Source organism: Streptomyces roseoverticillatus, assembly GCF_000719265.1.
In the GTDB taxonomy this organism is placed as follows: domain Bacteria; phylum Actinomycetota; class Actinomycetes; order Streptomycetales; family Streptomycetaceae; genus Streptomyces; species Streptomyces roseoverticillatus.
In genome coordinates this window covers 89,055-113,197 of the sequence record NZ_JOFL01000012.1, presented here as the reverse complement: position 1 = coordinate 113,197, position 24,143 = coordinate 89,055, and the positions used below count along the sequence as shown (strand labels likewise).

Annotated in this window: 21 protein-coding genes and 1 tRNA gene; 11 read left to right on the top strand and 11 right to left on the bottom strand. The window is 71.5% G+C overall.

Annotation, left to right across the window (positions count from 1 at the left end; translation table 11 throughout):
- Positions 1-26 precede the first annotated feature (26 nt).
- Positions 27-2,198, top strand: coding sequence for an MMPL family transporter (locus IF61_RS0116710; protein WP_052392748.1), 2,172 nt, complete (start codon positions 27-29; stop codon positions 2,196-2,198).
- An 87-nt stretch (positions 2,199-2,285) separates the two neighbouring features.
- Here IF61_RS0116710 and IF61_RS0116705 read toward each other — a convergent pair.
- A tRNA-Thr gene (locus tag IF61_RS0116705) sits at positions 2,286-2,359 on the bottom strand.
- A gap of 214 nt (positions 2,360-2,573) precedes the next feature.
- Here IF61_RS0116705 and IF61_RS0116700 point away from each other — a divergent pair.
- The 3 genes from IF61_RS0116700 to IF61_RS0116690 all read left to right on the top strand — a co-directional run bounded on the left by IF61_RS0116700 (position 2,574) and on the right by IF61_RS0116690 (position 5,140).
- A complete protein-coding gene (locus IF61_RS0116700; protein ID WP_030367193.1) occupies positions 2,574-3,707 on the top strand; it encodes an ABC transporter ATP-binding protein in 1,134 nt (377 codons plus the stop codon).
- Positions 3,708-3,934: 227 nt separating this feature from the next.
- Entirely contained in the window at positions 3,935-4,342 is a 408-nt protein-coding gene (locus IF61_RS0116695) for a hypothetical protein (protein ID WP_030367192.1), read from the top strand.
- 72 nt (positions 4,343-4,414) lie between these two features.
- Positions 4,415-5,140, top strand: coding sequence for a nucleotidyltransferase family protein (locus IF61_RS0116690; protein WP_030367191.1), 726 nt, complete (start codon positions 4,415-4,417; stop codon positions 5,138-5,140).
- 108 nt (positions 5,141-5,248) lie between these two features.
- Here IF61_RS0116690 and IF61_RS0116685 read toward each other — a convergent pair whose 3' ends face one another.
- The 3 genes from IF61_RS0116685 to cysS all read right to left on the bottom strand — a co-directional run bounded on the left by IF61_RS0116685 (position 5,249) and on the right by cysS (position 9,503).
- A complete protein-coding gene (locus IF61_RS0116685; protein WP_078660265.1) occupies positions 5,249-6,910 on the bottom strand; it encodes a DoxX family protein in 1,662 nt (553 codons plus the stop codon).
- A 140-nt stretch (positions 6,911-7,050) separates the two neighbouring features.
- On the bottom strand, positions 7,051-8,001 hold the full coding sequence (gene rlmB, locus IF61_RS0116680; RefSeq protein WP_030367189.1) for a 23S rRNA (guanosine(2251)-2'-O)-methyltransferase RlmB: 951 nt from the start codon (positions 7,999-8,001) through the stop codon (positions 7,051-7,053).
- 104 nt (positions 8,002-8,105) lie between these two features.
- Complete coding sequence (gene cysS, locus IF61_RS0116675; protein WP_030367188.1) at positions 8,106-9,503, bottom strand: cysteine--tRNA ligase; 1,398 nt, start codon at positions 9,501-9,503, stop codon at positions 8,106-8,108.
- A 188-nt stretch (positions 9,504-9,691) separates the two neighbouring features.
- Between cysS and IF61_RS0116670 the strand changes: the two genes are divergently transcribed.
- The 3 genes from IF61_RS0116670 to IF61_RS0116660 all read left to right on the top strand — a co-directional run bounded on the left by IF61_RS0116670 (position 9,692) and on the right by IF61_RS0116660 (position 12,833).
- The gene (locus IF61_RS0116670; RefSeq protein WP_078660264.1) at positions 9,692-10,873 is read left to right on the top strand and encodes an acyltransferase family protein; all 1,182 of its coding nucleotides are present in this window, start codon (positions 9,692-9,694) and stop codon (positions 10,871-10,873) included.
- Positions 10,874-10,964: 91 nt separating this feature from the next.
- Complete coding sequence (locus IF61_RS0116665; RefSeq protein ID WP_078660263.1) at positions 10,965-12,266, top strand: acyltransferase family protein; 1,302 nt, start codon at positions 10,965-10,967, stop codon at positions 12,264-12,266.
- A 159-nt stretch (positions 12,267-12,425) separates the two neighbouring features.
- Positions 12,426-12,833, top strand: a complete 408-nt coding sequence (locus IF61_RS0116660) for a PPOX class F420-dependent oxidoreductase (RefSeq protein WP_030367185.1) — start codon at positions 12,426-12,428, stop codon at positions 12,831-12,833.
- Between the two features lie 151 nt (positions 12,834-12,984).
- On the opposite strand, the gene ispF is transcribed toward IF61_RS0116660, so the two are convergent.
- The 3 genes from ispF to IF61_RS0116645 form a co-directional block, all read right to left on the bottom strand.
- Positions 12,985-13,485 (bottom strand): 2-C-methyl-D-erythritol 2,4-cyclodiphosphate synthase, encoded by a 501-nt coding sequence (ispF, locus tag IF61_RS0116655; protein WP_030367184.1) that lies wholly within the window; start codon positions 13,483-13,485, stop codon positions 12,985-12,987.
- On the bottom strand, positions 13,475-14,248 hold the full coding sequence (gene ispD / locus IF61_RS0116650) for a 2-C-methyl-D-erythritol 4-phosphate cytidylyltransferase (RefSeq protein ID WP_030367183.1): 774 nt from the start codon (positions 14,246-14,248) through the stop codon (positions 13,475-13,477). Before ispD ends, ispF begins: the two co-directional genes overlap by 11 nt.
- 312 nt (positions 14,249-14,560) lie before the next feature.
- The gene (locus IF61_RS0116645; RefSeq protein ID WP_003953493.1) at positions 14,561-15,043 is read right to left on the bottom strand and encodes a CarD family transcriptional regulator; all 483 of its coding nucleotides are present in this window, start codon (positions 15,041-15,043) and stop codon (positions 14,561-14,563) included.
- A gap of 570 nt (positions 15,044-15,613) precedes the next feature.
- Between IF61_RS0116645 and IF61_RS0116640 the strand changes: the two genes are divergently transcribed.
- Positions 15,614-16,276: a copper chaperone PCu(A)C domain-containing protein gene (locus IF61_RS0116640; protein WP_030367182.1), complete on the top strand. Its 663-nt coding sequence runs from the start codon at positions 15,614-15,616 to the stop codon at positions 16,274-16,276.
- A gap of 248 nt (positions 16,277-16,524) precedes the next feature.
- On the opposite strand, the gene phoP is transcribed toward IF61_RS0116640, so the two are convergent.
- Entirely contained in the window at positions 16,525-17,196 is a 672-nt protein-coding gene (gene phoP, locus IF61_RS0116635; protein WP_465269372.1) for a two-component system response regulator PhoP, read from the bottom strand.
- A 139-nt stretch (positions 17,197-17,335) separates the two neighbouring features.
- Positions 17,336-18,556 (bottom strand): two-component system sensor histidine kinase PhoR, encoded by a 1,221-nt coding sequence (gene phoR / locus IF61_RS0116630; RefSeq protein WP_030367180.1) that lies wholly within the window; start codon positions 18,554-18,556, stop codon positions 17,336-17,338.
- A 201-nt stretch (positions 18,557-18,757) separates the two neighbouring features.
- Here phoR and phoU point away from each other — a divergent pair, with 201 nt between their 5' ends.
- Positions 18,758-19,447, top strand: a complete 690-nt coding sequence (phoU, locus tag IF61_RS0116625; protein WP_030367179.1) for a phosphate signaling complex protein PhoU — start codon at positions 18,758-18,760, stop codon at positions 19,445-19,447.
- 327 nt (positions 19,448-19,774) lie between these two features.
- On the opposite strand, the gene IF61_RS0116620 is transcribed toward phoU, so the two are convergent.
- Positions 19,775-20,662, bottom strand: a complete 888-nt coding sequence (locus IF61_RS0116620; protein ID WP_078660261.1) for a class F sortase — start codon at positions 20,660-20,662, stop codon at positions 19,775-19,777.
- Positions 20,663-20,837: 175 nt separating this feature from the next.
- On the opposite strand from IF61_RS0116620, the gene IF61_RS32390 reads away from it, so the two are divergent.
- Positions 20,838-21,455, top strand: coding sequence for a hypothetical protein (locus tag IF61_RS32390; protein WP_043189437.1), 618 nt, complete (start codon positions 20,838-20,840; stop codon positions 21,453-21,455).
- Between the two features lie 187 nt (positions 21,456-21,642).
- Here IF61_RS32390 and IF61_RS0116605 read toward each other — a convergent pair whose 3' ends face one another.
- A complete protein-coding gene (locus IF61_RS0116605) occupies positions 21,643-22,404 on the bottom strand; it encodes a phosphoglyceromutase (protein ID WP_030367176.1) in 762 nt (253 codons plus the stop codon).
- Between the two features lie 153 nt (positions 22,405-22,557).
- Here IF61_RS0116605 and IF61_RS0116600 point away from each other — a divergent pair, with 153 nt between their 5' ends.
- Positions 22,558-23,931 (top strand): MDR family MFS transporter, encoded by a 1,374-nt coding sequence (locus IF61_RS0116600; RefSeq protein ID WP_052392747.1) that lies wholly within the window; start codon positions 22,558-22,560, stop codon positions 23,929-23,931.
- Positions 23,932-24,143: the final 212 nt, after the last annotated feature.

Genomic DNA, 24,143 nt, shown 5'->3' with positions numbered 1-24,143 from the left:
GAATCACCTAGCTAGGAGCACCAAGCATGTTCCGACGAGTCGGGCGGTTCGCCGTCCACCGACCATGGCTGACCATCGCCGGCTGGATCGTCGCCGCAGTGGCCCTCGTCCTGCTGGCCCCGGGGCTGAAGTCCACGACCGATGAAACGGAATTCCTTCCTTCGCATTATGAATCCGTGCAGGCGGGCAAACTCCAGGAAAAGGCCTTCCCCAAGACCGAACAGCCCTCCGCCATCGTCGTCTTCCAGCGCTCCGACGGCGGAAAGCTCACCGAGGCCGACCGCGCCGACGTCGCCAAGGTCACCCGCGGCCTGGACGACAAGCACCGCAAGGGCGTCGCCCGCATCGTGACGAACCCGCAGGCCGTCTCCCCCAACGGCGAGATCGCCCTCGCCAACGTCGTCGCGACCGACAGGAACTCCCAGGACGCCACCCTGCCCAACGCCGTCAAGGACCTCCGCGAAGACGCCAAGGGCCTGCTGGACGGCACCCACCTGAAGGCCGGCTTCACCGGACAGGCCGCCACCAACCTGGACGCTCAGGAGTCCTCCGGCGACACCGACGCGATGATCATGTCGGCGACGCTCCTCCTGATCATCATCCTGCTGCTGGTCATCTTCCGCAGCCCGCTGATAGCGCTGATGCCCGTCCTCATCATCGCCCTCGTCTTCGCCGTCGCCCTCGGACTCATCGGCACCGCCGCCCACCTCGGCGGACTCAAGGCCGACAACTCCATCTCCGCCATCCTCATCGTCGTCCTCTTCGGCGTCGGCACCGACTACATCCTCTTCCTCCTCTTCCGCTACCGCGAAGAACTGCGCGCCGGGCAGCAGCCCAAGGAGGCCCTCACCAACGCCGTCGCCCGCGTCGGCGAGACCATCGCCTCCGCCGCCGGCGCCGTCATCGTCGCCTTCCTCGCCCTCCTGCTCTCCACCATGGGCATGATGCGGGCGATGGGCCCCTCGCTCGCCATCGCCGTCGGCGTGACCCTCGTCGCCGCCCTCACCCTCGTGCCGGCCGTCTTCTCCCTCCTCGGCACCAAGGCCTTCTGGCCCTCCAAGGCCTGGAAGAAGCGCCCACGCAACCGCGTCTCGGGCGGCCTCGGCACGCTCGTCGCCCGCCGCCCCGCCGTCATCGCCACCCTCTCCGCCGCCGTCCTCGCCGCCCTCGCCCTCGGCGCCCTCAGCTTCAAGGCCGAGTTCGACACCGACAGCCAGCTGCCCCAGAAGCTGGAGTCCGTCCAGGCCATGAAGGACCTGCAGCGCGGCTTCTCCGCCGGCCAGTCCGACCCCGCCATGGTCTACGTCGAATCCCGCGGCGGCACCCTCGACAAGGGCGCCCTCGGCACGTACAAGAAGGAACTCGCCGGGGTCGACGGCGTCGGCGGCGTCTCCGACCCGGTCGTCAGCCCCGACGGCACCGTCGCCCAGTACAGCGTCGTCCTCAAGTACCGCCCCACCGAGGACAAGGCCATCGAAATCGCGGGCGGCGCGCTGCGCGACAGCGCCCACAAGGCCGCGCCCGACGGCGCCAAGGCCTACGTCGGCGGCACCTCCGCCGTCCTCGCCGACGTCGAGAAGGCCGTCAACCACGACTACAAGCTCGTCTTCCCCATCGCCGGCCTCGCGATCATGGTCATCCTGGGCCTGCTGCTCCGCAGCCTCGTCGCCCCGCTCTACCTGATGATCGCCGTCGCCCTCGGCTTCGGCGCCACGCTCGGCTCCACCGTCTGGCTCTTCCAGGACCTCCAGCACAAGAACGGCCTGCTGTTCATGCTGCCGGTCATCGTCTACCTCTTCGTCGTCGCCATCGGCACCGACTACAACATCCTGATGGTCGCCCGCCTGCGGGAGGAGGTCCGGCGCGGCGTCCCGGCCCGCGAGGCCGTCCGCACCGCCGTCGCCCGCTCGGCCCCCACCATCGCCTCCGCCGCGATCATCCTCGCCGGCACCTTCGGCGTCCTCCTGCTGGCCGACAACTCGATGCTCCAGCAGATGGGCTTCGCCGTCGCCTTCGGCATACTGCTGACGGCCTTCGTGATGGCCATGCTCCTCGTCCCGACGATCACGTCCCTCCTGGGCCACAAGGCCTGGTGGCCGGGCCACCAGGACGCTCCGCGGCCCGGGCCCGCGGCCGAGTCCGTCCCCGCCCAGGGCCAGGGCCGTCACCGCGCGGCGGACGAGGAGGTCCACAGCTGAGGCGCTAGCCGTACGCGAGCGCAAAGAGCAACGGCCCTCCGTGATCTTTCACGGAGGGCCGTTGCTGCGCTGAACTGTGCTTCCTTGAGCCGCCTGTCGGATTCGAACCGACGACCCTCGCTTTACAAGAGCGACGCTCTGGCCAACTGAGCTAAGGCGGCGTGACGTGCACGGACATCGCCCGCGAACGCGGCTCCACTCTACACAGCGGCCAGTTCCACCAGCCACAAGCTTGTTGCCGGCGGCCTTCCGGAACTACTGACAGAAAGCCGCTCCCCGGGTACCGTCACCAGCAGTCCGATCCAATTGGACTGGACCACTCCCTCTACAACGGATCGTCCGGCACGTTCCTGCCGGTGAAGGGACTGCATCACCATGGCCACGGTCACGTACGACAAGGCGACCCGGATCTACCCCGGGTCCGACAAGCCCGCCGTCGATCAGCTCGACATCACCATCGAGGACGGTGAGTTCCTCGTCCTGGTCGGCCCGTCCGGGTGCGGGAAGTCGACCTCGCTGCGGATGCTCGCGGGGCTGGAAGACGTCAACGGAGGATCGATCCGGATCGGGGACCGGGACGTCACCCATCTGCCGCCGAAGGACCGGGACATCGCCATGGTGTTCCAGAACTACGCGCTCTACCCGCACATGACCGTCGCCGACAACATGGGCTTCGCGCTGAAGATCGCGGGCGTGCCCAAGTCGGAGATCCGCCAGAAGGTGGAGGACGCGGCGAAGATCCTCGACCTCACCGAGTACCTGGGGCGCAAGCCGAAGGCGCTCTCGGGCGGTCAGCGCCAGCGCGTGGCGATGGGGCGGGCGATCGTGCGCGAGCCGCAGGTGTTCCTCATGGACGAGCCGCTGTCGAACCTCGACGCGAAGCTGCGCGTGCAGACGCGCACGCAGATCGCCGGGCTGCAGCGCCGCCTCGGCATCACCACCGTCTACGTCACCCACGACCAGGTCGAGGCCATGACGATGGGCGACCGCGTGGCCGTCCTCAAGGACGGGCTGCTGCAGCAGGTCGACACTCCGCGGAACATGTACGACCGGCCGGCGAACCTGTTCGTCGCCGGGTTCATCGGCTCGCCGGCCATGAACCTGGTGGAGGTGCCGGTGACCGACGGAGGCGTGAAGTTCGGCAACAGCGTCGTCCCGGTGTCGCGCGAGGCGCTCGCGGGCACCGGCAAGGGTGACCGTACGGTCACGGTGGGTGTCCGTCCCGAGCACTTCGACGTGGTCGAACAGAACGGCGAGGCGGCCCGGTCGCTCGGCAAGGAGTCGAAGGACGCCCCGGCGGGCCTCGCCGTCACCGTCAACGTCGTGGAGGAGCTCGGCGCCGACGGATACGTGTACGGCACGGCCGAGGTCGGCGGCGAGCGGAAGGACCTCGTCGTCCGCGTCAACGGCCGCAACGTGCCCGAGAAGGGCTCCATCCTGCACGTCGTCCCGCGCCCGGGTGAGCTGCACGTCTTCTCGACCTCTTCCGGCGAGCGCCTGAGCGACTGACGCCGGCGCCGGGCCCGCGCCCGGACGAAACCTCCGCCCCCGTGCCGCCGAAAGGCCGGGGGCGGGGTGTTTTTCGGGTCGAAGCCGCACCGGTTGCCGTTTTCCCCGGCAGATCGCCCTTTTCGAGTGGCGTGCGTCAACTCGGCGACGCGCCGCGCCCCCTGACGTATCCCTCGACCGGGTGACTAGATGTCGCGGCGTCATTACCCCTCGCTACCATCTGCGGCATGAACCAGGCCGCCCGCCACATCGGCAGAACCCTTGCCTTCGTACTCCCCGTCGTTCTCGTCCTCTCGGGAACCCTCGCGGTGACCCGCGTCCCGTGGGCCGCGCCTGCCGATTCGCAGGTGCTCACCGCGTCCTCCAATACCGCCTCCACCCAGGCCCGCGGCCTCGCCCCGCACGAGGTGCTGCGCGACAAGCTGCTGACCGAGATGCAGGAGAAGAACCCGGGCGTAGCCCTCACCCACCTCCAGCAGGCCACCAACGGCCGTCCCTCGCTGGCCAGGCACTGCGTCGAGATCGCACGCAGCCTCGGCCGCGCGGCGGTCGCGAAGTACGGCCCGAAGCAGGCCCAGAGCTACGCCCGGCCCGTCTGCGACACCTCGTACGCCACCGGCGTCCAGGCCCGCTGACCCGCCGCCAGGGGCACGGCTGCCGCGCCACCACCGGTCCGCCCGCGGACGGCACCGCATATCGTGCGGGGCATGACCGGCACGCACGCGTATCCGTACCCCACCCAAGCCGTGATCCTGGCCGGCGGCCAGGGGTCGCGGCTGCGCCCGTACACCGACGACCGACCCAAGCCGATGGTCGAGATCCCCGGCACCGGGACCCCGATCATCGGCCATCAGCTGGCCTGGCTGGCCGCCGAGGGCGTCACCGACGCCGTGGTCTCGTGCGGCCATCTGGCGGAGGTCCTGCAGGACTGGCTCGTGTCGGCCGAACTGCCGCTGCGGGTGACCACCGTCGTCGAGAAGGAGCCGCTCGGCCGGGGCGGCGGCCTGAAGTTCGCGGCGGCCTCGCTGCCCCACCCCGACCGGCCCTGGTACGCCACCAACGGCGACATCTGGACCCGCTTCTCGCTGCGCGAGATGGCCGCCTTCCACCACGAGCGTGACGCGGCGGCCACCCTGGCCCTGGCCCGGCCCCGGATCCCCTGGGGGGCCGTCGAGACCGACGAGTTCGGGCACGTGCTGGACTTCATCGAGTCCCCGCCCTCCCCGTACCTGATCAATGCGGGCGTCTACGTCTTCTCCGCCGCCTTCACTGACCTGCTGCCGGAGCGCGGGGACCACGAGCGCACGACGTTCCCCCGGCTGGCGCGCGAGCGGCGCCTCGCGGGCTATCCGCTGCCGCACGGCGCGTACTGGCGGGCCATCGACACCGCGAAGGACCTCACGGAGGCGGCCAAGGAGCTGGCCGGCGCGTAGGACTGCGGTTGGCCGCGGAGTCCGCCGAGCGCGCCCGTGCCGCCGCAACGGCGACGAGAACGGCCCCCGCACCCGGAAGGGTGCGGGGGCCGTTCTGTGCGGGGTCGCTCAGCCCAGGAGGCCGCCGAGCGCGCCCGTGCCGCCGGACGAGCCGCCGGAGGACGAGCCGCCGCCCGTGCTGCTCGACGTGCTGCCCGCGCCGCTGGAGGCCGACGAGCCGCCCGAGGGGCTGCGCGGCGCGGCCGGCGGGGCCTGGTGCCGCGGGGTCTGCGGGGCGGGGCGGACGCCCTGGCTGGCGCCGGGCCGTCCCGCGCCGCCCGCTGCGGCGCCGGTGGGGGTGCGGGCGGCGCCGGGCGCGGCCGGGGCGGTCGCGGACGGCGTCGCCGAGTGGGTGCCGGGGGCCGTGGGCGTGGGGGTGCCGGCGGCCGACGGGCCGTGGGTGCCGCCGCGCGGGGTGGCGGCGGTGGGGCTCTGCGGGTACGGCGAGCCGGGGAGGTTGTTGACCGGGGGGTCGCTGGGGCCGGGGACCCTGACGGTCTGGGAGGAGCGGACGGCGCCGCCGAGGGTGGAGCCGACCAGCAGGGTGAGGCCGATGACGACCGTGGCCATGATCGTGCCGCGGCGCAGGACGCGCCGCCGCAGGTCCCACAGCTCGGCGCGCGGGCCGAGGCGGCGCCAGGCCTCGCCGGCGAGGCGTCCGTCGATGGAGTAGAAGGGCGCCCCGGCGATCACGAGGGGGCTCCAGGCGGCCAGGTAGATGATGTCGGGGGCGTCGTAGACGGGGGTGCTGCGCCAGCTGACGGTGACGATCAGGACGGCGGACAGCAGCACGCCGACGGAGGCGGCGAGGCGCTGCCAGAGACCGAAGATGGTGAGCACGCCGACGACGACCTGGAGGAAGGCGACGGTGAGGCCGGCGCCCACGGGGTGGGCGAGGGCGAGGTCGCGCAGCGGTTCGGCGGCGGGCCAGGGGTGGAGGGCCGTGAGCCAGGCGACCATGGAGCCGCGCTTGCCGCCGTCGAAGTAGACGGGGTCGCAGAGCTTGCCCATGCCGGCGTAGATGGAGATCAGGCCGAGGAAGATCCGCAGGGGCAGCAGGACGACGCCGAGGTTCATGCGGCGGCCGGGGTAGTAGGCGTGCCGGACGGAGTCGTTGTGGCGCTTGGCGGCGCCCTCCTCGCCGTCCGCGCCCTCGGCGCCCTCGTCGTATTCCGCGTCGTAGCCGTCGGGGTCGTCCGGGCCGCCGAACTGCGGGTAGCCGTACCGGTCTTCGTCGTACGCGCTTCCGGTGGGGCGGACGCCGTGCAGGAGCTGCGTCTCGGGGGCGGCGGGGCCGGCGGCGTCGACGAGCTCGCCGGGGCCGGTGCGCTCGCCGTGGCTGCGGGGGCCGACGACGGAGGGGGGCTGGTCGCCGACGCGGATGCGGGGCAGCACCTGGGTGGAGCCCGCGTCGGTGACGGCGGAGTCCCGTACGGCCTGCAGGAGTTCGGTGGGCGCGGCGTCGCCGGGTGCGGCCCGCCCGCTCCACACCACGGGAGCGCGCCGTTTGGGCGTGCTCTTGACGGTGGGCAGCTGCGCCGTGTCGGCGATGCCTGCGTACTGGCGGGCGACGCGCGGGGGCCGGGCGAGCTGCACGCGGAAACTCACGTGGTTGACGGCGATCTGCGCCGGGTCGGACGGAACCTTCACCGTACTCAGCGCGGGCTGGTCGTCGTACCCGGAAGAGCTTCCCCCCGTGGGTGTGCGGGGTGTTCTGGTGTCCACACTCATCTAACCGAGTGACTTCTGATTAGGACACTGCCTTGACCGAGTCGAACTGTCCGGGTCGCGTCAACGCGGCCCGTCAACCGTGCGCACAAGCGCAGGACGGGCCGGTGAACCGGCCCGTCCTGCGCTTGAGGAGAGTTTTCTCAGGCCCGGCGGCGCGCCGCCTCGTAGAGCACGACGCCCGCCGCGACACCGGCGTTGAGCGACTCGGCGCCGCCCGGCATCGGGATGCGCACGCGGAAGTCGCAGGTCTCGCCGACGAGGCGGGAGAGGCCCTTGCCCTCGCTGCCGACGACGATGACGACCGGGCCTTCGAGGGCTTCGAGCTCGTGGAGCTCGACGTCGCCGTCGGCGGCGAGGCCGACGACCGTGAGGCCGGCCTTCTGGTAGCCCTCCAGCATCCGCGTCACATTGGTGCAGCGGGCCACCGGGGTGCGCGCGGCGGTGCCGGCGGAGGTCTTCCAGGCGCTGGCGGTCATGCCGGCCGCGCGGCGCTCGGGGACGACCACGCCGTGGCCGCCGAAGGCGGAGACGGAGCGGACGACGGCGCCGAGGTTGCGCGGGTCGGTGATGCCGTCGAGGGCGACGATCAGCGGGTCCTCGCCGTCGTCGAACGCGGCGGCGGTGAGGTCCTCGGGGTGGGCGTACTCGTAGGGCGGCACGGAGAGGACCAGGCCCTGGTGGTTCAGGCCGTTGGTCATCCGGTCCAGCTCGGGACGGGGGGCCTCCATGAGGTTGAGGCCCTTGTCCGTGGCGAGCTGGAGGGCTTCGCGGACGCGCTCGTCGTTGTCGAGGTACTGCTGGACGTACAGGGTGTTGGCGGGCACGCCCTCGCGCAGCGCCTCGACGACGGAGTTGCGGCCGACGACGAGCTCGTTGGTGCCCTTGGGGCCGCCGCGGCGCGGGGCCGGACGCTTGGTCTCGTGGCGGACCTTGGCGTTGGCGATGCGGTTCTTCTTGTGGCCCTTCCGCATGGACGCGGGCGGCGTCGGGCCCTTGCCCTCCAGGCCCCGGCGTCGCTGACCGCCGCTGCCGACCTGCGCGCCCTTCTTGTTGGACGTGCGGCGGTTCCTGCGCTGGCTGTTGCCGGCCATGGGTGCACCTGTTTCTTCACTGCTCAGAGTCGCTGGCCGCGACTTCTGTAAACGTACGTACGAAAAGTGTCCCTCAGGACGGACTGCGACGCTCGGATCGCCGGCTAGGACAGGGACCAGCGGGGGCCGGACGGGGTGTCCTCGATGGCGAGGCCGGCCTGCTGGAGCTGGTCGCGGATGGCGTCGGCGGCAGCCCAGTCCTTGCGGGTGCGGGCGGCCTGGCGCTGGTCGAGGACGAGGCGGACCAGGGAGTCCACGACGCCGTGGAGGTCGTCGCCGCGGCCGGCGGAGGCGTCGGCCCACTGCTCGTCGAGGGGGTCGAGGCCGAGGACGCCGAGCATGGCGCGGACCTCGGCCAGGCGGGCGACGGCGGATTCCTTGTCGTCCGCGGTCAGGGCGGAGTTGCCCTGGCGGACGGTGGTGTGCACGATCGCGAGGGCCTGGGGGACGCCCAGGTCATCGTCCATGGCCTCGGCGAAGGCGGGCGGGACCTCGGCTGCGGGCTCGACGGTCTTGCCGGCGAGCTCGGTGGCGCGCTGCATGAAGCCCTCGATCCGCGCGAACGCGGCCTCGGCCTCGCGCAGGGCCTCCTCGCTGTACTCGATCATCGAGCGGTAGTGCGGGGTGCCGAGGTAGTAGCGCAGGACGATGGGGCGCCAGTGCTTGACCATCTCGGAGACGAGGACGGAGTTGCCGAGGGACTTCGACATCTTCTCGCCGCTCATGGTGACCCAGGCGTTGTGCACCCAGTACGAGGCGAAGTCGTCGCCGAAGGCCTTGGCCTGGGCGATCTCGTTCTCGTGGTGGGGGAAGATCAGGTCGAGGCCGCCGCCGTGGATGTCGAAGGCCTCGCCGAGGTACTTGTGGGCCATGGCGGAGCACTCCAGGTGCCAGCCGGGGCGGCCGCGGCCCCAGGGGGTCTCCCAGGAGGGCTCGCCGGGCTTGGCGGCCTTCCACATGGCGAAGTCGCGGGGGTCGCGCTTGCCGGTCTCGCCCTCGCCGGAGGGCTGGAGGAGATTGTCCAGCTCCTGGTTGGAGAGCTGCAGGTAGCCGGGGAAGGAGCGCACGTCGAAGTACACATTGCCGTCGGCGGCGTAGGCGTGGCCGCGCTCGATGAGGCCGCGCATCATCTCGACCATCTCGGTGACGTGGCCGGTGGCGCGGGGCTCGACGGTGGGCGGCAGGCAGCCGAGGACGTCGTAGCCGCTGTTGAAGGCGCGCTCGTTCTCGTAGCCGATGGACCACCAGGGGCGGTTCTGGTCGGCCGCCTTGTTGATGATCTTGTCGTCGATGTCCGTGACATTGCGGACGAAGGTGACGTCGTAGCCGCGGTAGGCGAACCAGCGGCGGAGGATGTCGAAGTTCAGGCCGGAGCGGATGTGGCCGATGTGCGGGGCGGCCTGCACGGTCGCGCCACACAGGTAGATCGAGACGCAGCCCGGAGTGAGCGGGGAGAAGTCGCGGATCTGCCGGGCGCTGGTGTCGTACAGGCGAATGGTCACGCAACCAGAGTAGTGGGCGTTCGGCAGTGCCCCCGGCAATCGGGGCACGGAAGGGAGGGAACGAGGGGTTCCGCGGGGGAACCGCACCTCTTGCCCACCTATCTTCCTAATACGGCCTAATACGGCAAAAGTACAGATCTGCGTGATAGCTTCCCGGGCACTGCCTCACCTTCCCTCCTGGAGGGGCGTTGCACCCCACCCTGCTGCCCGTACAGCACGACGGAAGCCGCGGGCGCGCCCGGCTGGCCGCACTGGACGGGCTGCGGCTGTGCGCGGCGCTGATGGTGGTGGCGTACCACTACGTGGCGTTCGACAAGGGGGCGTGGCCGGGGCCGCCGCCGGAGGTCTTCCCCACCGCCTGCGCGCCGGCGTCGTACGGCTGGCTGGGGGTGCAGCTGTTCTTCATGATCAGTGGCTTCGTGATCTGCATGAGCTGCTGGGGCCGGGGGCCCGGCGAGTTCGCCGTGTCGCGCATCACCCGGCTCTTCCCCGCGTACTGGTTCTCCGTCCTGGCCGTCGCCCTCGTCGTCTGTCTGTGGCCGGTGGCGGACGAAACCCTCCGCTCGCGTGACGTCGCGGTCAACCTGACCATGCTCCAGTCACCCCTCGGGGTGGACGCGGTCGACGGCGTGTACTGGACGCTGTGGGTCGAGCTGCGCTTCTACCTGCTCTTCGCGCTCGTCGTCGCGGGGAAGGGGCTCACGTACGCGCGGGCGGTCGGCTTCTGCGTGGTCTGGGGCTTCGCGGCGGCCGTCGCGGCCGCGGTGGACGAGCCGCTGCTCGACCAGGTGCTGCTGCCGGAGGACTGCTGGTACTTCATCGCGGGCATCGCCTTCTACCTCATGCACCGCCACCGCCCGAACCTCGCGCTGTGGCTGCTGGTCACCGGGTGCTTCCTCGTCGCCCAGCACGACCTGGTGGCGGCCCAGGCGCGCGCGGAGGGCCACATGGGCCACCGGGTGCCGCACTGGCCGACGGCGGTGCTGCTGGCCGTGTTCTTCGCCGCCATGGCGGCGGTCGCGCTCGGCTGGACGCACCGGCTCACGCACCGGTGGCTGACCACGGCCGGCGCGCTGACCTATCCCCTCTATCTGATCCACGAGCGGGTGGGCTGGCTGGTGATCCGGCGGACCGGCCGTGACGTGCCCCCGGCCGTCCTGCTGCCCGCGCTGGTGGCGGGGATGCTGGTGACCGCGTGGCTGGTGCACCGCCTGGTGGAGCGGCCGCTGGCCGGGATGCTGCGGCGCGGGCTGCAGCGCTCGGCGGCGGAGATCCGTACCGGTCTGTCCGGCCCCCCACAAGATCGTCACAAGATCACCCCGGAGACGTTCCAGGCCGGGGGTTGGAATTACGGCAGAGACAGGAGATAACTGTCACGGCGGGCCGGGGGGTCCTTGTGTCAGCATGCCCGCGGACGGCCCTCGTAGGATGAGCCGTCCTGAGCCCGATGGAGAGGACCACATGCGTTTCGCCAGCCGAGGAGATCTCGATGGCGGCCTGGTAGCCGGACAGAAACCCGCGGCTCCCAGGCTCTACGTCCTGGACGGGCTCCGGATCGTCGCCGCCCTCATGGTCGTCTTCTTCCACTACGTGGCGCTGCGGGGAGGCTGGGGCCAGGATCCCGAGCACATCTTCCCCAACCTGTGGAAGTTCGCCCAGTACGGCTGGACGGGCGTCGAGATCTTCTTCCTCATCAGCGGTTTCGTGATCTGCATGAGCACGTGGGGCCGCTCGCTCGGGGACTTCTTCATCTCCCGGGTGTCGCGGGTCTACCCCGCCTACTGGGTCGCGATCCTCCTGACGGCCTCGGTCGTCACGCTGTGGCCGCAGGTGCGCCAGATCAACGGCGGCTTCGACGGCGTCCTCACCAACCTGACCATGCTCCAGTCGGGGCTCGGGGTCTGGGACGTCGACGGCGTCTACTGGACGCTCTTCATCGAGCTGAAGTTCTACGTAATGTTCGCGGTCGTCGTGGCTACGGGCGTGACGTACCGCAAGTGCGTGCTCTTCTGCGTCCTGTGGACGGTCGTCGCACTGGCCTCGGTCCAGGCGGACATCAAGGTCCTCGACCAGTGGGCGATGCCGCTCTACCAGCCGTACTTCGTCGCGGGCATCGCCTTCTACCTGATGTACCGCTACCGCCCCAACGCCCTCCTCTGGGGCATCACCGCCATGTCCCTGCTCCTCGCCGAGCACCACATCACGCGGCGTGTCGCGGACAACACCACGCACAACATCCCCGCCTGGCCCGCCCGGGTGATCGTCTTCGTCGCGTTCGTGCTGATGGCGCTGATCGCGTGCGGCAAGTTCAACCGGATCCAGTGGCGCTGGCTGTCCACGGCGGGCGCGCTCACCTACCCGCTGTACCTGCTCCACCAGTACATCGGCATGACGGTCATCTACGGCCTGCGCGACCGCGTCCCCCGGCACGTGCTGGTCATCGGCCTGGTCCTGGTGATGCTCGGCGCGGCGTGGCTGCTGCACAAGCTCGTGGAGCGGCCGCTGGGCACGAGGCTGCGCAAGGTGCTGCGCTCCAGCATGGAAGAGGTGCGGCAGCACTCCCCGCGGCGTGGTGCGGCGCCGGCTTCGCCGGGAGCCGCACAAGGCGCTCCGCAGGGCGCTTCGCCGGTGCCCGAGCAGCACGCCGGGCGCGAGGAGGTCCGCGAGGGCGCGGTGGCGCAGCGGCTGCGGGCGTACGAGACGGGCACGTACGAGCAGCCGGCGGGCGACCGGGTGGCCGTGGGCCGGCCGGACGGGCCCTGACCCCTCACCGCTGACCGTACGGGTCAGGGCCGGACCTCACGGTCCGGCCCTGACCCGTACGGGCGCGTTCCGGCTTGTCCCGGCTTGTACGCGCCCCTTTCCCGCGCCGGCGGCATACGGTGAGCGCGATCGCGTACGCTCCCCAGGGAAGGAACCGCCGTGGTTGCCACGCTCTCCGACGACCTGAAGAAGCTCCTCGACGACGCACCCGTCTTCGCGACGGTCGCCACGGTCCAGCCGGACGGCAGCCCGCAGCTCACGGTCACCTGGGTCACGCGCGACGGCGACGACCTGCTGATCTCCACGACCGTCGGGCGGCGCAAGGAGAAGAACATGCGCCGCGACCCGCGCGTCACGGTGATGATCAACCCGCCGAACGCTCCGTACACCTACGCCGAGGTGCGCGGCACGGCCACGCTCACCACCGAGGGCGGCCCGGAGCTGATCGACGAGCTCTCGCGGAAGTACACGGGGAAGGACTACGCGGACTTCAACCCGGCGGCGAAGGACGACGCGCAGCGGGTGGTCGTGCGGGTGACGCCGCGGAAGGTCGTGGGGTCGATCTAGACCCGGCGCTCCCGGCACCCCGGCATCCGGGCACCCCGGCATCACGGCGCCGGAGAGATGCGCCTGCCCGGGCAAGAAGGCCCCGCCGCAGCGGTGCTCGGCCACCACGGCGAGGGGTCCGGCGGAATGCCCGGCCGCAGGCCTTGAGGGCCTAGTAGCCCGCCGAGCGAGCGACGAGCGCCGTCGCCACGGCCGTGAGGCCCTCCTCGCGGCCCGGGAAGCCCAGGCCGTCCGTCGTGGCGCCGGAGACCGTCACCGGGGCTCCCACGGCCTCCGAGAGGACCTTCTGGGCCTCCTCTCGGCGCTTGCCGATCCGCGGGCGGACGCCGACGACCTGGACGGCGATGTTGCCGATGACGAAGCCGGCCTCGCGCACGATGCGGGCGGCCTCGGTGAGCAGCGTGACGCCGGAGGCGCCGGCCCACTCGGGGCGGCCGGTGCCGAAGTGGGCGCCGAGGTCGCCGAGGCCGGCGGCGGAGAAGAGGGCGTTGCAGGCGGCGTGGGCGACGACGTCGGCGTCGGAGTGACCGGCGAGGCCGGTCTCCCCGGGCCACAGCAGGCCGCCGCACCACAGCTCGCGGCCTTCCTCGAAGGCGTGCGTGTCGGTGCCGATGCCCACCTGGGGCAGGGCGGGGAGCGGGCTAGAAGCCATCGTTGGCCCTCCTGCGGGCGAGTACGGCCTCGGCGAGGACGAGGTCCAGCGGCCGGGTGACCTTGAAGGCCTCCTCGTGGCCGGGCACGAGGACGACGGGGGTGCCGAGGCGCTCGACCATGCCGGCGTCGTCGGTGGCGCCCTCGCCCTCCAGGGCGGCGAACTTCTCGTGGGCGGCGTCCAGCGTGCGCCGGTCGAAGCCCTGGGGGGTCTGCACGGCCCGCAGGAGCGCCCGCTCGGGGGTGCCGGTGACGAGCTCGGGCTCGCCCTCCGCGGCGCCCGTGCGCGGCCCGACCTGCTTGACGGTGTCGGCGAGGGGCAGCGCGGGGACGACGGCGGGCGCGCCCTCGCGTACGGCGGTGATCACGGCGTCGACGGTGTCGACGGGCACCAGGGGGCGCGCGGCGTCGTGCACGAGGACGGTGGTGACGTCGGCCGGGAGGGCCGCGAGGCCGAGGCGGACGGACTCCTGGCGGGTCCCGCCGCCGGGGACGACGAGGACCTCGGCGCGGTCGTGGCCGCTGAGGGGGTGGTCGTCGAGGAGGGCGCGGACCTCGGGGGCGCCGTCCGGCGGGGCGACCACGACGACGAGGGAGACGGCGCGGGAGGCGGCCATCGCCCGGACGGCGTGGACGAGCATGGGGGTGCCGCCCAGGGCGCGCAGGGCCTTGGGGGCGCCCGGGCCGAGCCGGACCCCGCGGCCCGCGGCGGGGATCACGGCGGCGGTGCGCGAAGGAGTGACGGCAGGGGCTCGATCAGACATTGCGTTCGCGTTCAGGTTTGCTTCCTCGGCCGGATTGGGTATGGCCTGGGGAGTGCCGGGCAACAAGCCCCGACCAGCCCCTTCCGTGACAGCTGGGCGGGCCGGCTGCCCGGGCCCGGCACTCTCAGCACGGCGGGTACGCGTGCCCGCATCCAGAGATGCCGCAGCGCCCGGCGGATGACTTGCGTCACCGCGCGGGCACCGCGGCACTTCTTTACGTCCGGTGCATCCCGTACGTACGGTCTTCACGTCCGGCACCTGTGCGTCGGGACGCGAGGGCATCGGCATGCAGGCCGTCGGCTCGTAACGGCCTCAGGACGCGAGGACCTCGTCGAGCAGGGCCTCGGCCTTGTCCTCGTTGGTGTTCTCCGCGAGGGCGAGCTCGCTCACCAGGATCTGGCGTGCCTTGGCCAGCATGCGCTTCTCACCGGCGGACAGACCGCGCTCGCGCTCGCGGCGCCACAGGTCGCGCACGACCTCGGCAACCTTGATCACGTCGCCCGACGCGAGCTTCTCGAGATTTGCCTTGTAGCGGCGGGACCAGTTCGTCGGCTCTTCCGCATACGGTGCGCGGAGCACCTCGAAGACCCGGTCCAGCCCATCCTGGCCGACCACATCGCGCACACCGACGAACTCCGCATTGTCCGCCGGCACCCGAACCGTCAGGTCACCCTGGGCGACCTTCAGCACCAAGTAGGTCTTGTCCACGCCTTTGATCTGGCGAGTTTCGATGGCCTCGATCAGCGCGGCCCCGTGATGGGGATAGACCACGGTGTCGCCAACCTTGAACGTCATGTGACAGGTACCCCTTCCGTGGCTATCCAGTCTAACACGGGAACTCCCCGTTCTGAATGGCGTTTTCGCAGGTCAGGGCATATCTCGGGGCTTGACAACAGCAACCGGGACGTGCTGCGGAGGGCTTCCGGAAGCGGGTATTCGCAGGTGGGAGCGGTTCTTCGGGCAAGGCGAAACGGGCACGTTACACGCGTGGAGAGCCGCTCGCGAGCGGTCGAACGTCCCGTTTTGCCGGGGTCCGCTCGGCTGACTTCCGCTACTCCGTTCGGGGCGCCGGGCGCGTTCACCGACCGGAATCCGGAATTGATCACCGCGAACTTGATCAATTCAGGAAGGGCTTCCGCACGCCCGCGCATTCCGCACCGATAATGCGCACAGGCACCCGCGGACATCCGCGCGGGGCGCACGGCGTCGATATTCGGCCGTCCGCCGGACAGGGCCGAAGTTGACCATGGGGGCGGGTCGGGTGCGGCCGCCTCCGAGGGGGTCGGTAACCTAAGCGCGCTGACACCACGCTTACACCGCTTGCACCGCTTACACCTCTCACCTCGTCAAGGAGATGCCGCCGCCGTGAGCAGCAGCCTTCGACGCGGCACTCTCGCCGCCACCGCCCTCGTGCTCTCGATCGCCTCGCTCACCGCCTGCGCGGCTGGTAACAGCGCGCAGACGCTCGAGGTGAAGCCGGACAACGCCGCCACCTCGGTCGGCGACATCAAGCTGCAGAACGTCAACGTGATCACGCAGCCCGACCTTGCCGCCAAGGGCCCCGCCGTGATCACCGGCCAGGTCTTCAACAACGGCCGCAAGGACCAGACGCTCCGCGCGATCACCCTGCCCGGCAAGAACGGCGCCAAGGTGAAGCTCACCGCGGCCAAGGGCTCCGGCGACGTCGTCGTGCCGGCCGGCGGCTCCGTGCTGCTGGGCGGCAAGGACAACGCCTCGGCGGTCCTGCCGGACGGCCGAGAGGCCATCAAGGACGGCGAGCAGCAGCGCCTGGCGTTCGACTTCAGCAACACGGGCGAGGTGCGGGTCGGGGCGTTCGTCGTCCCGGCGACGAGCTACTTCAAGGACTGGGGCCCGTCCGAGGCCGCGCCGACGCCGGCCGCGAAGCCGGGCGGCGGCAAGCCGAGCGGGGAGCCCTCCGCTCCTGCGGGCACCCCGTCCGGCGCGGCGGGCAAGCCCTCCACTCCGGCGGGCGAAGCGTCCCAGGGCGCCCAGCACGCCGGTCACTGAGCAGGCCACGACGAAGGGCCCGGAAGCATCGCGCTTCCGGGCCCTTCGCTCGTACGGGTGAGCTCGGCACGGCACCGCCGGCCTCCGCCGCTCGGGCTGAGCACCGTCGCGGCGGAAGAAAGATGCTGCGGCAGCACACTCTCTCCCGCCGCAACGGCGGGACACCACGACGGCGAGGGTCCGGCGGAATACGCGGTCACCGGACTCGTACGTGCCTACGGTTCTCTCTCGTACGTGTCTACGGTTCTCTACGGTTCGAATTTGTAGCCGAGGCCGCGGACCGTCACCAGGTACCGGGGCGCGCCCGGATCCGGCTCGATCTTGGCTCGGAGCCGCTTGACGTGGACGTCGAGGGTCTTGGTGTCGCCGACGTAGTCCGCGCCCCAGACCCGGTCGATGAGCTGCATGCGCGTGAGCACGCGGCCCGCGTTGCGCAGCAGCATCTCCAGGAGGTCGAACTCCTTCAGCGGGAGGTCGACCTTGGCGCCGGAGACCGTGACGACGTGGCGGTCGACGTCCATCCGGACCGGGCCGGCCTCCAGCGCGGCCGGTGCGACCTCCTCCGGCTCTCCGCGGCGGCGCAGCACCGCTCTGATGCGGGCCACGAGCTCGCGCGAGGAGAAGGGCTTGGTGACGTAGTCGTCGGCTCCTATTTCCAGGCCGACGACCTTGTCGATCTCGCTGTCCTTCGCGGTCACCATGATGACCGGGACGTTGGAGCGGCCGCGCAGCTGCCGGCAGACCTCCGTGCCGGGCAGGCCCGGCAGCATGAGGTCGAGCAGGACCAGGTCGGCGCCGTTGCGCTCGAACTCGTCCAGCCCGTCGGGCCCCGTGGCCGCGACGGCGACCTCGAACCCCTCCTTGCGCAGCATGTAGGACAACGCGTCGCTGAAGGACTCTTCATCCTCGACGACGAGCACTCGGGTCACGACTTGACCTCCGGTCGGGTCTCAGGGCCATACAGAGCGGTACGGAACAGGCGGCCCGCATCCACGCCGGACGTGGGAGTCCGGGGGGTCGCTCCCCGGGGGATTGCAGTCTCGACGACGAGCACTCGGGTCACGGAAGGACCTCCGGGGCGGGAAGGTGTTCGACAACGGAAGGGTGGGGATTGCGGTCGCGGTCACGGACCGCGCCCGCCTCGGGGAGTCGCAGGGTGAACGTCGAGCCCTGGCCCTCGGCGCTCCAGACCGTGACCTCACCGCCGTGCGAGGCGGCCACGTGCTTGACGATGGCAAGGCCGAGGCCGGTCCCGCCGGTGGCGCGCGAGCGGGCCGGGTCGACGCGGTAGAACCGCTCGAAGACCCGCTCGCGGTCCTTCTCGGAGATGCCGATGCCCTGGTCGGTGACGGCGATCTCGATCAGGGCGCCGCCGGGCGCCGCGATGTGGCGGGCGGCGATGCCGACGCGGGTACGGGCGGGGCTGTAGTTGACGGCGTTCTCGACGAGGTTGCCGAGGGCGGCGGCGAGCTGGCCGCGGTTGCCCCAGACGTGCAGGTCGGCGGTGCCTCCGGCGGCCATGGTGATCTGCTTGGTGGAGGCCTGGTGGCGGCAGCGGTCGATGGCCTCGGCGACGAGCTCGTCGACGCGGACGGGCTCGGCGTCCTCCAGCGGGTCGTCGTTCTGCACCCGGGAGAGGTCGATGAGCTCCTGGACGAGGTTGGTGAGCCGGGTGGCCTCGATCTGCATGCGGCCCGCGAAGCGGTGGACCGCCTCGGGGTCCTCGGCGGCGTCCATGACGGCCTCGGAGAGCAGGGAGAGGGCGCCGACCGGCGTCTTGAGCTCGTGGCTGACGTTGGCGACGAAGTCGCGGCGGACGGCCTCGATGCGGCGGGCCTCGGTGAGGTCCTCCACCAGCAGCAGGACGAGCCGGGAGCCGAGCGGGGCGACGCGGGCGGAGACCGCGAGGGCCTCGCCGCGGCCGGTGCCGCGCCTGGGGAGGTCGAGCTCGACCTGGCGTATCTCGCCGTCCCGCCGGGTGTCGCGGGCCATCTGCAGCATGGGCTCGACGGCCAGTTTCCCGCCGCGTACGAGCCCGAGGGCGTACGCGGCGGAGCTGGCCTTGACCACGGCGTCGGCCTCGTCCAGGACCACGGCCGACGAGCGCAGCACCGAGAGCACGGTGTCGACGCCGGGCGGGAGCACGGCGTCGGTGTGCAGGGAGCTGCGGGTCGGGCGGGCCTGGTCGCGTTCGCTCCAGCGGAACGCGAGCATCGCGATCACACCGGTGCACAGCCCGGCGAGCGCTGCCGCTGCGGCGAGGGCCGCGTCCACGTTCATGAGTCCAGGTTATGCGGGTGGTGCGGACCGTCCACAGCCAAATGGGTGCCGCCTCGAACACACGTTGCCGAGAGTTCACCTCGGCGTCGGTACGGGTTCACTCCAGGGCGCCGCAGCCGTCGCGTTCCGGTCAGAACGTGGGAGCGTGGGCGGCCATACGGTTCGGCCCACTGTTTCACTCGGCAGAGAGAAGGTCAGGCAATGCGGGACGCGTACCACGAGGAGCTGGATTCGATCGGCGAGGGCCTGGTGGAGATGGCCCGGCTCGTCGGGTCGGCGATCGGGCGCGCCACCACGGCGATCCTGGACGCGGACCTCAAGCTCGCGGAGTCCGTGATCGCGGCGGACGCGAAGGTGGACGACCTCCAGCGGGACCTGGAGGAGCGGGCCGTCGCGCTGCTCGCGCGGCAGCAGCCGGTCGCCACGGATCTGCGGATCGTGGTCACGTCGCTGCGCATGAGCGCGGACCTGGAGCGCTCGGGCGACCTGGCCCAGCACGTCGCCAAGCTGGCGCGGCTGCGCTTCCCGGACACTGCGGTGCCGCGCGACCTGCACGCGACGATCCTGGAGATGGGCCAGCTGGCGCAGCGGCTGATGGCCAAGGCCGGCGAGGTGATCATCACCAAGGACGTCGACCTGGCGCTGCAGCTGGAGCAGGACGACGACGCGATGGACCTGCTGCACCGGACGCTCTTCCAGCACCTGATGGACGACCGCTGGCGGCACGGCATCGAGACGGCGGTCGACGTGACGCTGCTGGGCCGCTACTACGAGCGGTTCGCGGACCACGCGGTGTCGGTCGCGAAGCGGGTGGTCTACCTGGTCACGGGCGAGCACGCGGACGAGCTGACGCAGTCGGAGGGCCGGACGGGCGGGGACGCCGACGCTTGAGCCGGGGCGTGCGAGCGAGGGAGTGCAGCCCCTCGTGAGTGCTTCCACGCGCCCTCTGTGCGCCCGTACGTACGTACGCGAGGGGCATTGACGGACGGATCGGGCGGTCATTGACTGGGGGCAGGCAACCACCCTTCGAGGAGGTACCCGCACATGACCCAGACCCCTCCCGCACGTACTCAGGCAGGCTGCACGTGCGGCCCAGGCTGCTCCTGCGGATGCCAGTCCGGCGGCTCGTGCCAGTGCGGCGGCGGCTGCAGCTAGCCCCGCACCTCGCACGTCACTCACGGGAAGAACCCCCGGCCGGTGCTCCGGCCGGGGGTTCTCTCACTGCTCGGCTCGCTCGTCCTCGGGGTCGGCTTCGTTCTCGTCCGTCTCGCCGGTTTCGCCGGTTCCGGGGACGGCGGGCGCCGGGGCGGCCGGGCTCGGCTTCTGGGTGGGAGCCTGAGGCTGCTGGGGCGGTTGCTGCTGAGGCTGCTGTTGCTGGGGCGGCGGCTGCTGAGGCTGCTGCTCCTGGGGCTTCTGCGGTTGCGGTGGCTGCTGCTGCGGTTGTGGTGCCTGCGCCGCGCCGGTCAGGTACGAGCTGACGACGACGTTGGCGCTGTAGAGGTGCTTCTTGCGGTCGTAGTCGCCGCCGCAGGTGACCAGGCGGAGTTCCGCCCGGTCGGTGTCGAGGGGCCCGTAGAGCTTGTCGGCGTCGAAGGGGTCGTTGGGGACGACGGCGATGTCCTCGACGGTGAACTCGGCGACGATCCCGTCCGTACGGGTCACATGGATCTTCGCGCCGCGCTTGAGGACGCTGAGCCCGGCGAAGACGGCCGGGGCCTTCTCGGTGTCGACGTGACCGACGATGACGGCGGGGCCCTCACTGCCCGGCGAGGGGCCGTCCTTGTACCAGGCGACCGCGTCGGCCCGCTCGTACGGCGGCAGCTCGACGCCGCCCAGCTTGTCGAGGCCGTGGCCCTCGATCGGGGCCTTGAGCCCCAGGACCTTGACCTCCAGGGTCTGGGGGCCGGCCCCCGGCAACGGATCGTGTGCCGGGGGCAGGCCGTGCGCGTGGGGGTGGCTCTTGGCCGCGGTGCTGTGGCGGCCCGGGGCCGGGGTCTCCGGCTCCTCGGCCCTGTCGTTGCCGATCAGGCACAGGACCAGCAGCAAGGCTGCCCAGGCCACCCTCGTCAGCAGGCGGTTACGGCCGCCCGCACGCGCTTCTGACATGACGCCCGTTCGCTCCCCGTCACTACTTGACGGCGCCGGCGGCGCGGCGGCGGTACCAGATCATGCCGCCGATGAGACCGGCGGTCGCGGTACCGGCCAGGATGAGCACCGGGGCGTCCGTCGACTCCGTGGAGGCCGCGAGCGCGGTAGCGCCGCCACCCGCGTGGGAGGAGTGGTGCGGACGGCCGTGGTCGTGGTCACCACGCCCGTCGTGGTCACCACGTCCGTCGTGGTCGCCGCGCCCGTCGTGGTCACCGCGGCCGTGGTCGCCACGGCCGTCGTGGTCGCCTCGCCCGTGGTCGTGGTCGCCGCGTCCGTGGTCACCGCGCCCGTGATCGTGATCGCCGCGGCCGTGGTCGTGGTCACCCCGGCCGTGGTCGTGGTCACCGCGCCCGTGATCGTGGTCGCCACGCCCGTGGTCGTGGTCACCCCGGCCGTGGTCGTGGTCGCCGCGCCCGTGGTCGTGGTCACCCCGGCCGTGGTCGTTATCGCCGCGGCCGTGGTCACCCCAACCGTCGTCGTGGTCACCCCAGCCGTCGTGGTCACCGCGGCCGTGGTCGCCACGGCCGTCGTGGTCGCCCCAGCCGTCGTGGTCGTGGCGGCCGCAATCGCCGCGGCCGTGGTCATGGTCGTGACGACCGTGGTCGTCGTCACCGCAGTGGCCCGTGGCCGGGACGGCGGCGGCCTCGCCGGCCGTCGGGGCGATGCTGCCCCCGAGGGCGTAGGCGGGGACGACGGGCGCCGCGACGACGGCGACGACGGTGGCTGCACCGCATATGGCGGAGCGGATTGAATGCATGGTGTTACCTCCTTGCTTCCGAGGCTCACCTGAAGACACGCCCGCCGCATCCGCACCGTATCCGTCTTGCTCCATTCGGTGACCATGCAACCCGTTCGCCACAGCAAGAGGCCCCCCACCAGCGCTTTTACGCGCCGGCAGGGGGCCTGCCGTCCCATGAGCCCCCGTCAGGGGGCCGGGGTCACTTCTTCTTGCCCTGGTTCTTCACGGCCTCGATGGCGGCCTTGGCGGCCTCCGGGTCGAGGTACGTGCCGCCGGGCTTGACCGGGCGGAAGTCGGCGTCGAGCTCGTAGGCGAGCGGGATGCCGGTGGGGATGTTCAGGCCCGCGATGTCCGCGTCGGAGATCCCGTCCAGGTGCTTGACCAGGGCGCGCAGGGAGTTGCCGTGCGCGGCGACGAGGACGGTGCGGCCGGCGAGGAGGTCCGGGACGATGCCGTCGTACCAGTACGGCAGCATGCGGACGACGACGTCCTTGAGGCACTCGGTGCGCGGGCGCAGCTCGGTCGGGATCGAGGCGTAGCGCGGGTCCTCGCTCTGGGAGAACTCGGTGCCGTCCTCAAGGGCGGGCGGCGGGGTGTCGTAGGAGCGGCGCCAGAGCATGAACTGCTCCTCGCCGAACTCGGCCAGGGTCTGGGCCTTGTCCTTGCCCTGCAGGGCGCCGTAGTGGCGCTCGTTCAGCCGCCAGGAGCGGTGAACCGGAATCCAGTGGCGGTCGGCGGCCTCCAGGGCGAGCTGCGCGGTGCGGATGGCGCGCTTCTGCAGGGAGGTGTGGACCACGTCGGGGAGCAGACCGGCGTCCTTGAGCAGCTCGCCGCCCCGGACCGCCTCCTTCTCGCCCTTCTCGTTCAGGTTGACGTCCACCCAGCCGGTGAACAGGTTCTTGGCGTTCCACTCGCTCTCGCCGTGGCGGAGGAGGATCAGCTTGTACGGTGCGTCGGCCATGCCCATGAGCGTAATCGACCGCGTGGGTGGTGCCGTGCGCGCTGCCGGGACCGCCGTCGATTGACGGCGAACGGCAATCGGATGGCAGGTTCACCTCAGGTGTGTGTAACTTGCGCCTAGCGTGTTCGGCACTTACACATGGGGGGATCCGGAATGTCCGTCGCGAGCGTCAGACGAGCCGCGAAGGAGAGCGTCTCGGGGTTGCCCCGGGCCTTCTGGTGGCTGTGGGCCTCCACGCTCGTCAACCGGCTGGGCGCCTTCGTCTCCATCTTCCTGGCCATGTTCCTCACCGCCGACCAGGGCCACTCCGCCTCGTTCGCCGGCTTCGTCGGCGCCCTGCTCGGCCTCGGCAGCGTCGTCTCGTCCATCGGCGCCGGCGTGATGACCGACCGGCTCGGCCGCCGGCCCACCCTGCTGATCGCCCAGGCCTCGACCGCCGTGTCGGTCGCGGTGCTGGGCTTCATGACCGACCCGGTGGCCATATCGGTCGTCGCGTTCGTCGTCGGCATGGCCAGCAACGCCTCCCGCCCCGCGGTCCAGGCGATGATGGCGGACATCGTCGCCCCCGAGGACCGGGTGCGGGCCTTCGCCCTGAACTACTGGGCGATCAACCTCGGCTTCGCGATCTCGTCGGTCGCCGCGGGCTTCGTCGCCGAGTACAGCTACCTGATCGGCTTCCTCGGCGAAGCCGCGATGACGATGCTCTGCGCGGTGCTGGTCTTCGTGAAGCTGCCGGAGTCCCGGCCGGACGCCGTGGCGGCCGGCGGCGCGGCGAAGGGCGGCGAGCCGGCCGTCAGCATGGGCACCGTGCTGCGCGACGGGCGCTTCATGGCCGTGGTCGGCCTGTCCTTCCTCCTCGCCGTGGTGTTCCTGCAGTCCCAGGTCGCCCTGCCGGTGGCCATGGCGGACGGCGGGTTCTCCACGAAGGACTTCGGCATGGCCATCGCCGTCAACGGCGTCCTGATCGTCGCCGTCCAGATCCCCGTCACCCGCTTCATCGAGCACCGGGACCAGCGGATGCTGATGGTCCTCGCGGCCCTCCTCGGCGGCTACGGCTTCGGGCTCACCGCCTTCGCCGGCTCGCTCGCGGTGTACATGCTGACCGTGTGCGTGTGGACGCTCGCGGAGATCATCAACTCGCCCATCCAGATGGGCCTGGTCGCCCGCCTCTCGCCGGTGCACGGCCGCGGCCGCTACCAGGGCATGTACACCCTGTCGTGGGCGACTGCGTCGCTCATCGCGCCGATCGCGGGCGGCACGGTCATCGACCGGTTCGGCGCGGATGTGCTGTGGGCGGGGTGCGCGGTGGTGGGGACGGTGACTGCGGGTGGGTACTGGCTCCTGATGCGGAGGGTTCCGGCGACGGGTCTCGCGACGGGGGCGGCGGCGGATACGGCTCCGGGAGTGGCTGCGGAGACGGCTCCTGAGAAGGCTGCGGAGACGGCTCCTGAGGCGGCTGCGGGGGCGGCTGCGGAGAAGCCCGGCGCACGGCCTTCGGCCGCGGATCCGGCGGGTTCGCCGGCCTAGGCCCTGGCCGGGCGGGCGGCGCGGTTCGGCACCGCCGGGCTGCGCCGTCGTGGCATCCCACCGTTGCGGCGGGAAGACGTCCCGGCGGGCCGCCGGGAGAGAGCTCGCCTCCCCGGCGCGGTTCGGCACCGCCGGGCTGCGCCGTCGTGGCGTCCCGCCATTGCGGCGGGAAAACCTCCCGGCGAGCCGCCGGGAGAGACGCTCGCCTCCCC

Coding starts and splice junctions, on each gene's coding strand:
- IF61_RS0116600 (WP_052392747.1), top strand. CDS start 22,558: ATGTCCGTCGCGAGCGTCAGACGAGCCGCGAAGGAGAGCGTCTCGGGG.
- IF61_RS0116605 (WP_030367176.1), bottom strand. CDS start 22,404: ATGGCCGACGCACCGTACAAGCTGATCCTCCTCCGCCACGGCGAGAGC.
- ispD (WP_030367183.1), bottom strand. CDS start 14,248: ATGTCTGATCGAGCCCCTGCCGTCACTCCTTCGCGCACCGCCGCCGTG.
- IF61_RS0116685 (WP_078660265.1), bottom strand. CDS start 6,910: ATGAGTGTGGACACCAGAACACCCCGCACACCCACGGGGGGAAGCTCT.
- IF61_RS0116695 (WP_030367192.1), top strand. CDS start 3,935: ATGAACCAGGCCGCCCGCCACATCGGCAGAACCCTTGCCTTCGTACTC.
- IF61_RS0116690 (WP_030367191.1), top strand. CDS start 4,415: ATGACCGGCACGCACGCGTATCCGTACCCCACCCAAGCCGTGATCCTG.
- IF61_RS0116665 (WP_078660263.1), top strand. CDS start 10,965: ATGCGTTTCGCCAGCCGAGGAGATCTCGATGGCGGCCTGGTAGCCGGA.
- phoU (WP_030367179.1), top strand. CDS start 18,758: ATGCGGGACGCGTACCACGAGGAGCTGGATTCGATCGGCGAGGGCCTG.
- IF61_RS0116645 (WP_003953493.1), bottom strand. CDS start 15,043: ATGACGTTCAAGGTTGGCGACACCGTGGTCTATCCCCATCACGGGGCC.
- ispF (WP_030367184.1), bottom strand. CDS start 13,485: ATGGCTTCTAGCCCGCTCCCCGCCCTGCCCCAGGTGGGCATCGGCACC.
- IF61_RS0116710 (WP_052392748.1), top strand. CDS start 27: ATGTTCCGACGAGTCGGGCGGTTCGCCGTCCACCGACCATGGCTGACC.
- IF61_RS0116620 (WP_078660261.1), bottom strand. CDS start 20,662: ATGTCAGAAGCGCGTGCGGGCGGCCGTAACCGCCTGCTGACGAGGGTG.
- IF61_RS0116700 (WP_030367193.1), top strand. CDS start 2,574: ATGGCCACGGTCACGTACGACAAGGCGACCCGGATCTACCCCGGGTCC.
- phoR (WP_030367180.1), bottom strand. CDS start 18,556: ATGAACGTGGACGCGGCCCTCGCCGCAGCGGCAGCGCTCGCCGGGCTG.
- rlmB (WP_030367189.1), bottom strand. CDS start 8,001: ATGGCCGGCAACAGCCAGCGCAGGAACCGCCGCACGTCCAACAAGAAG.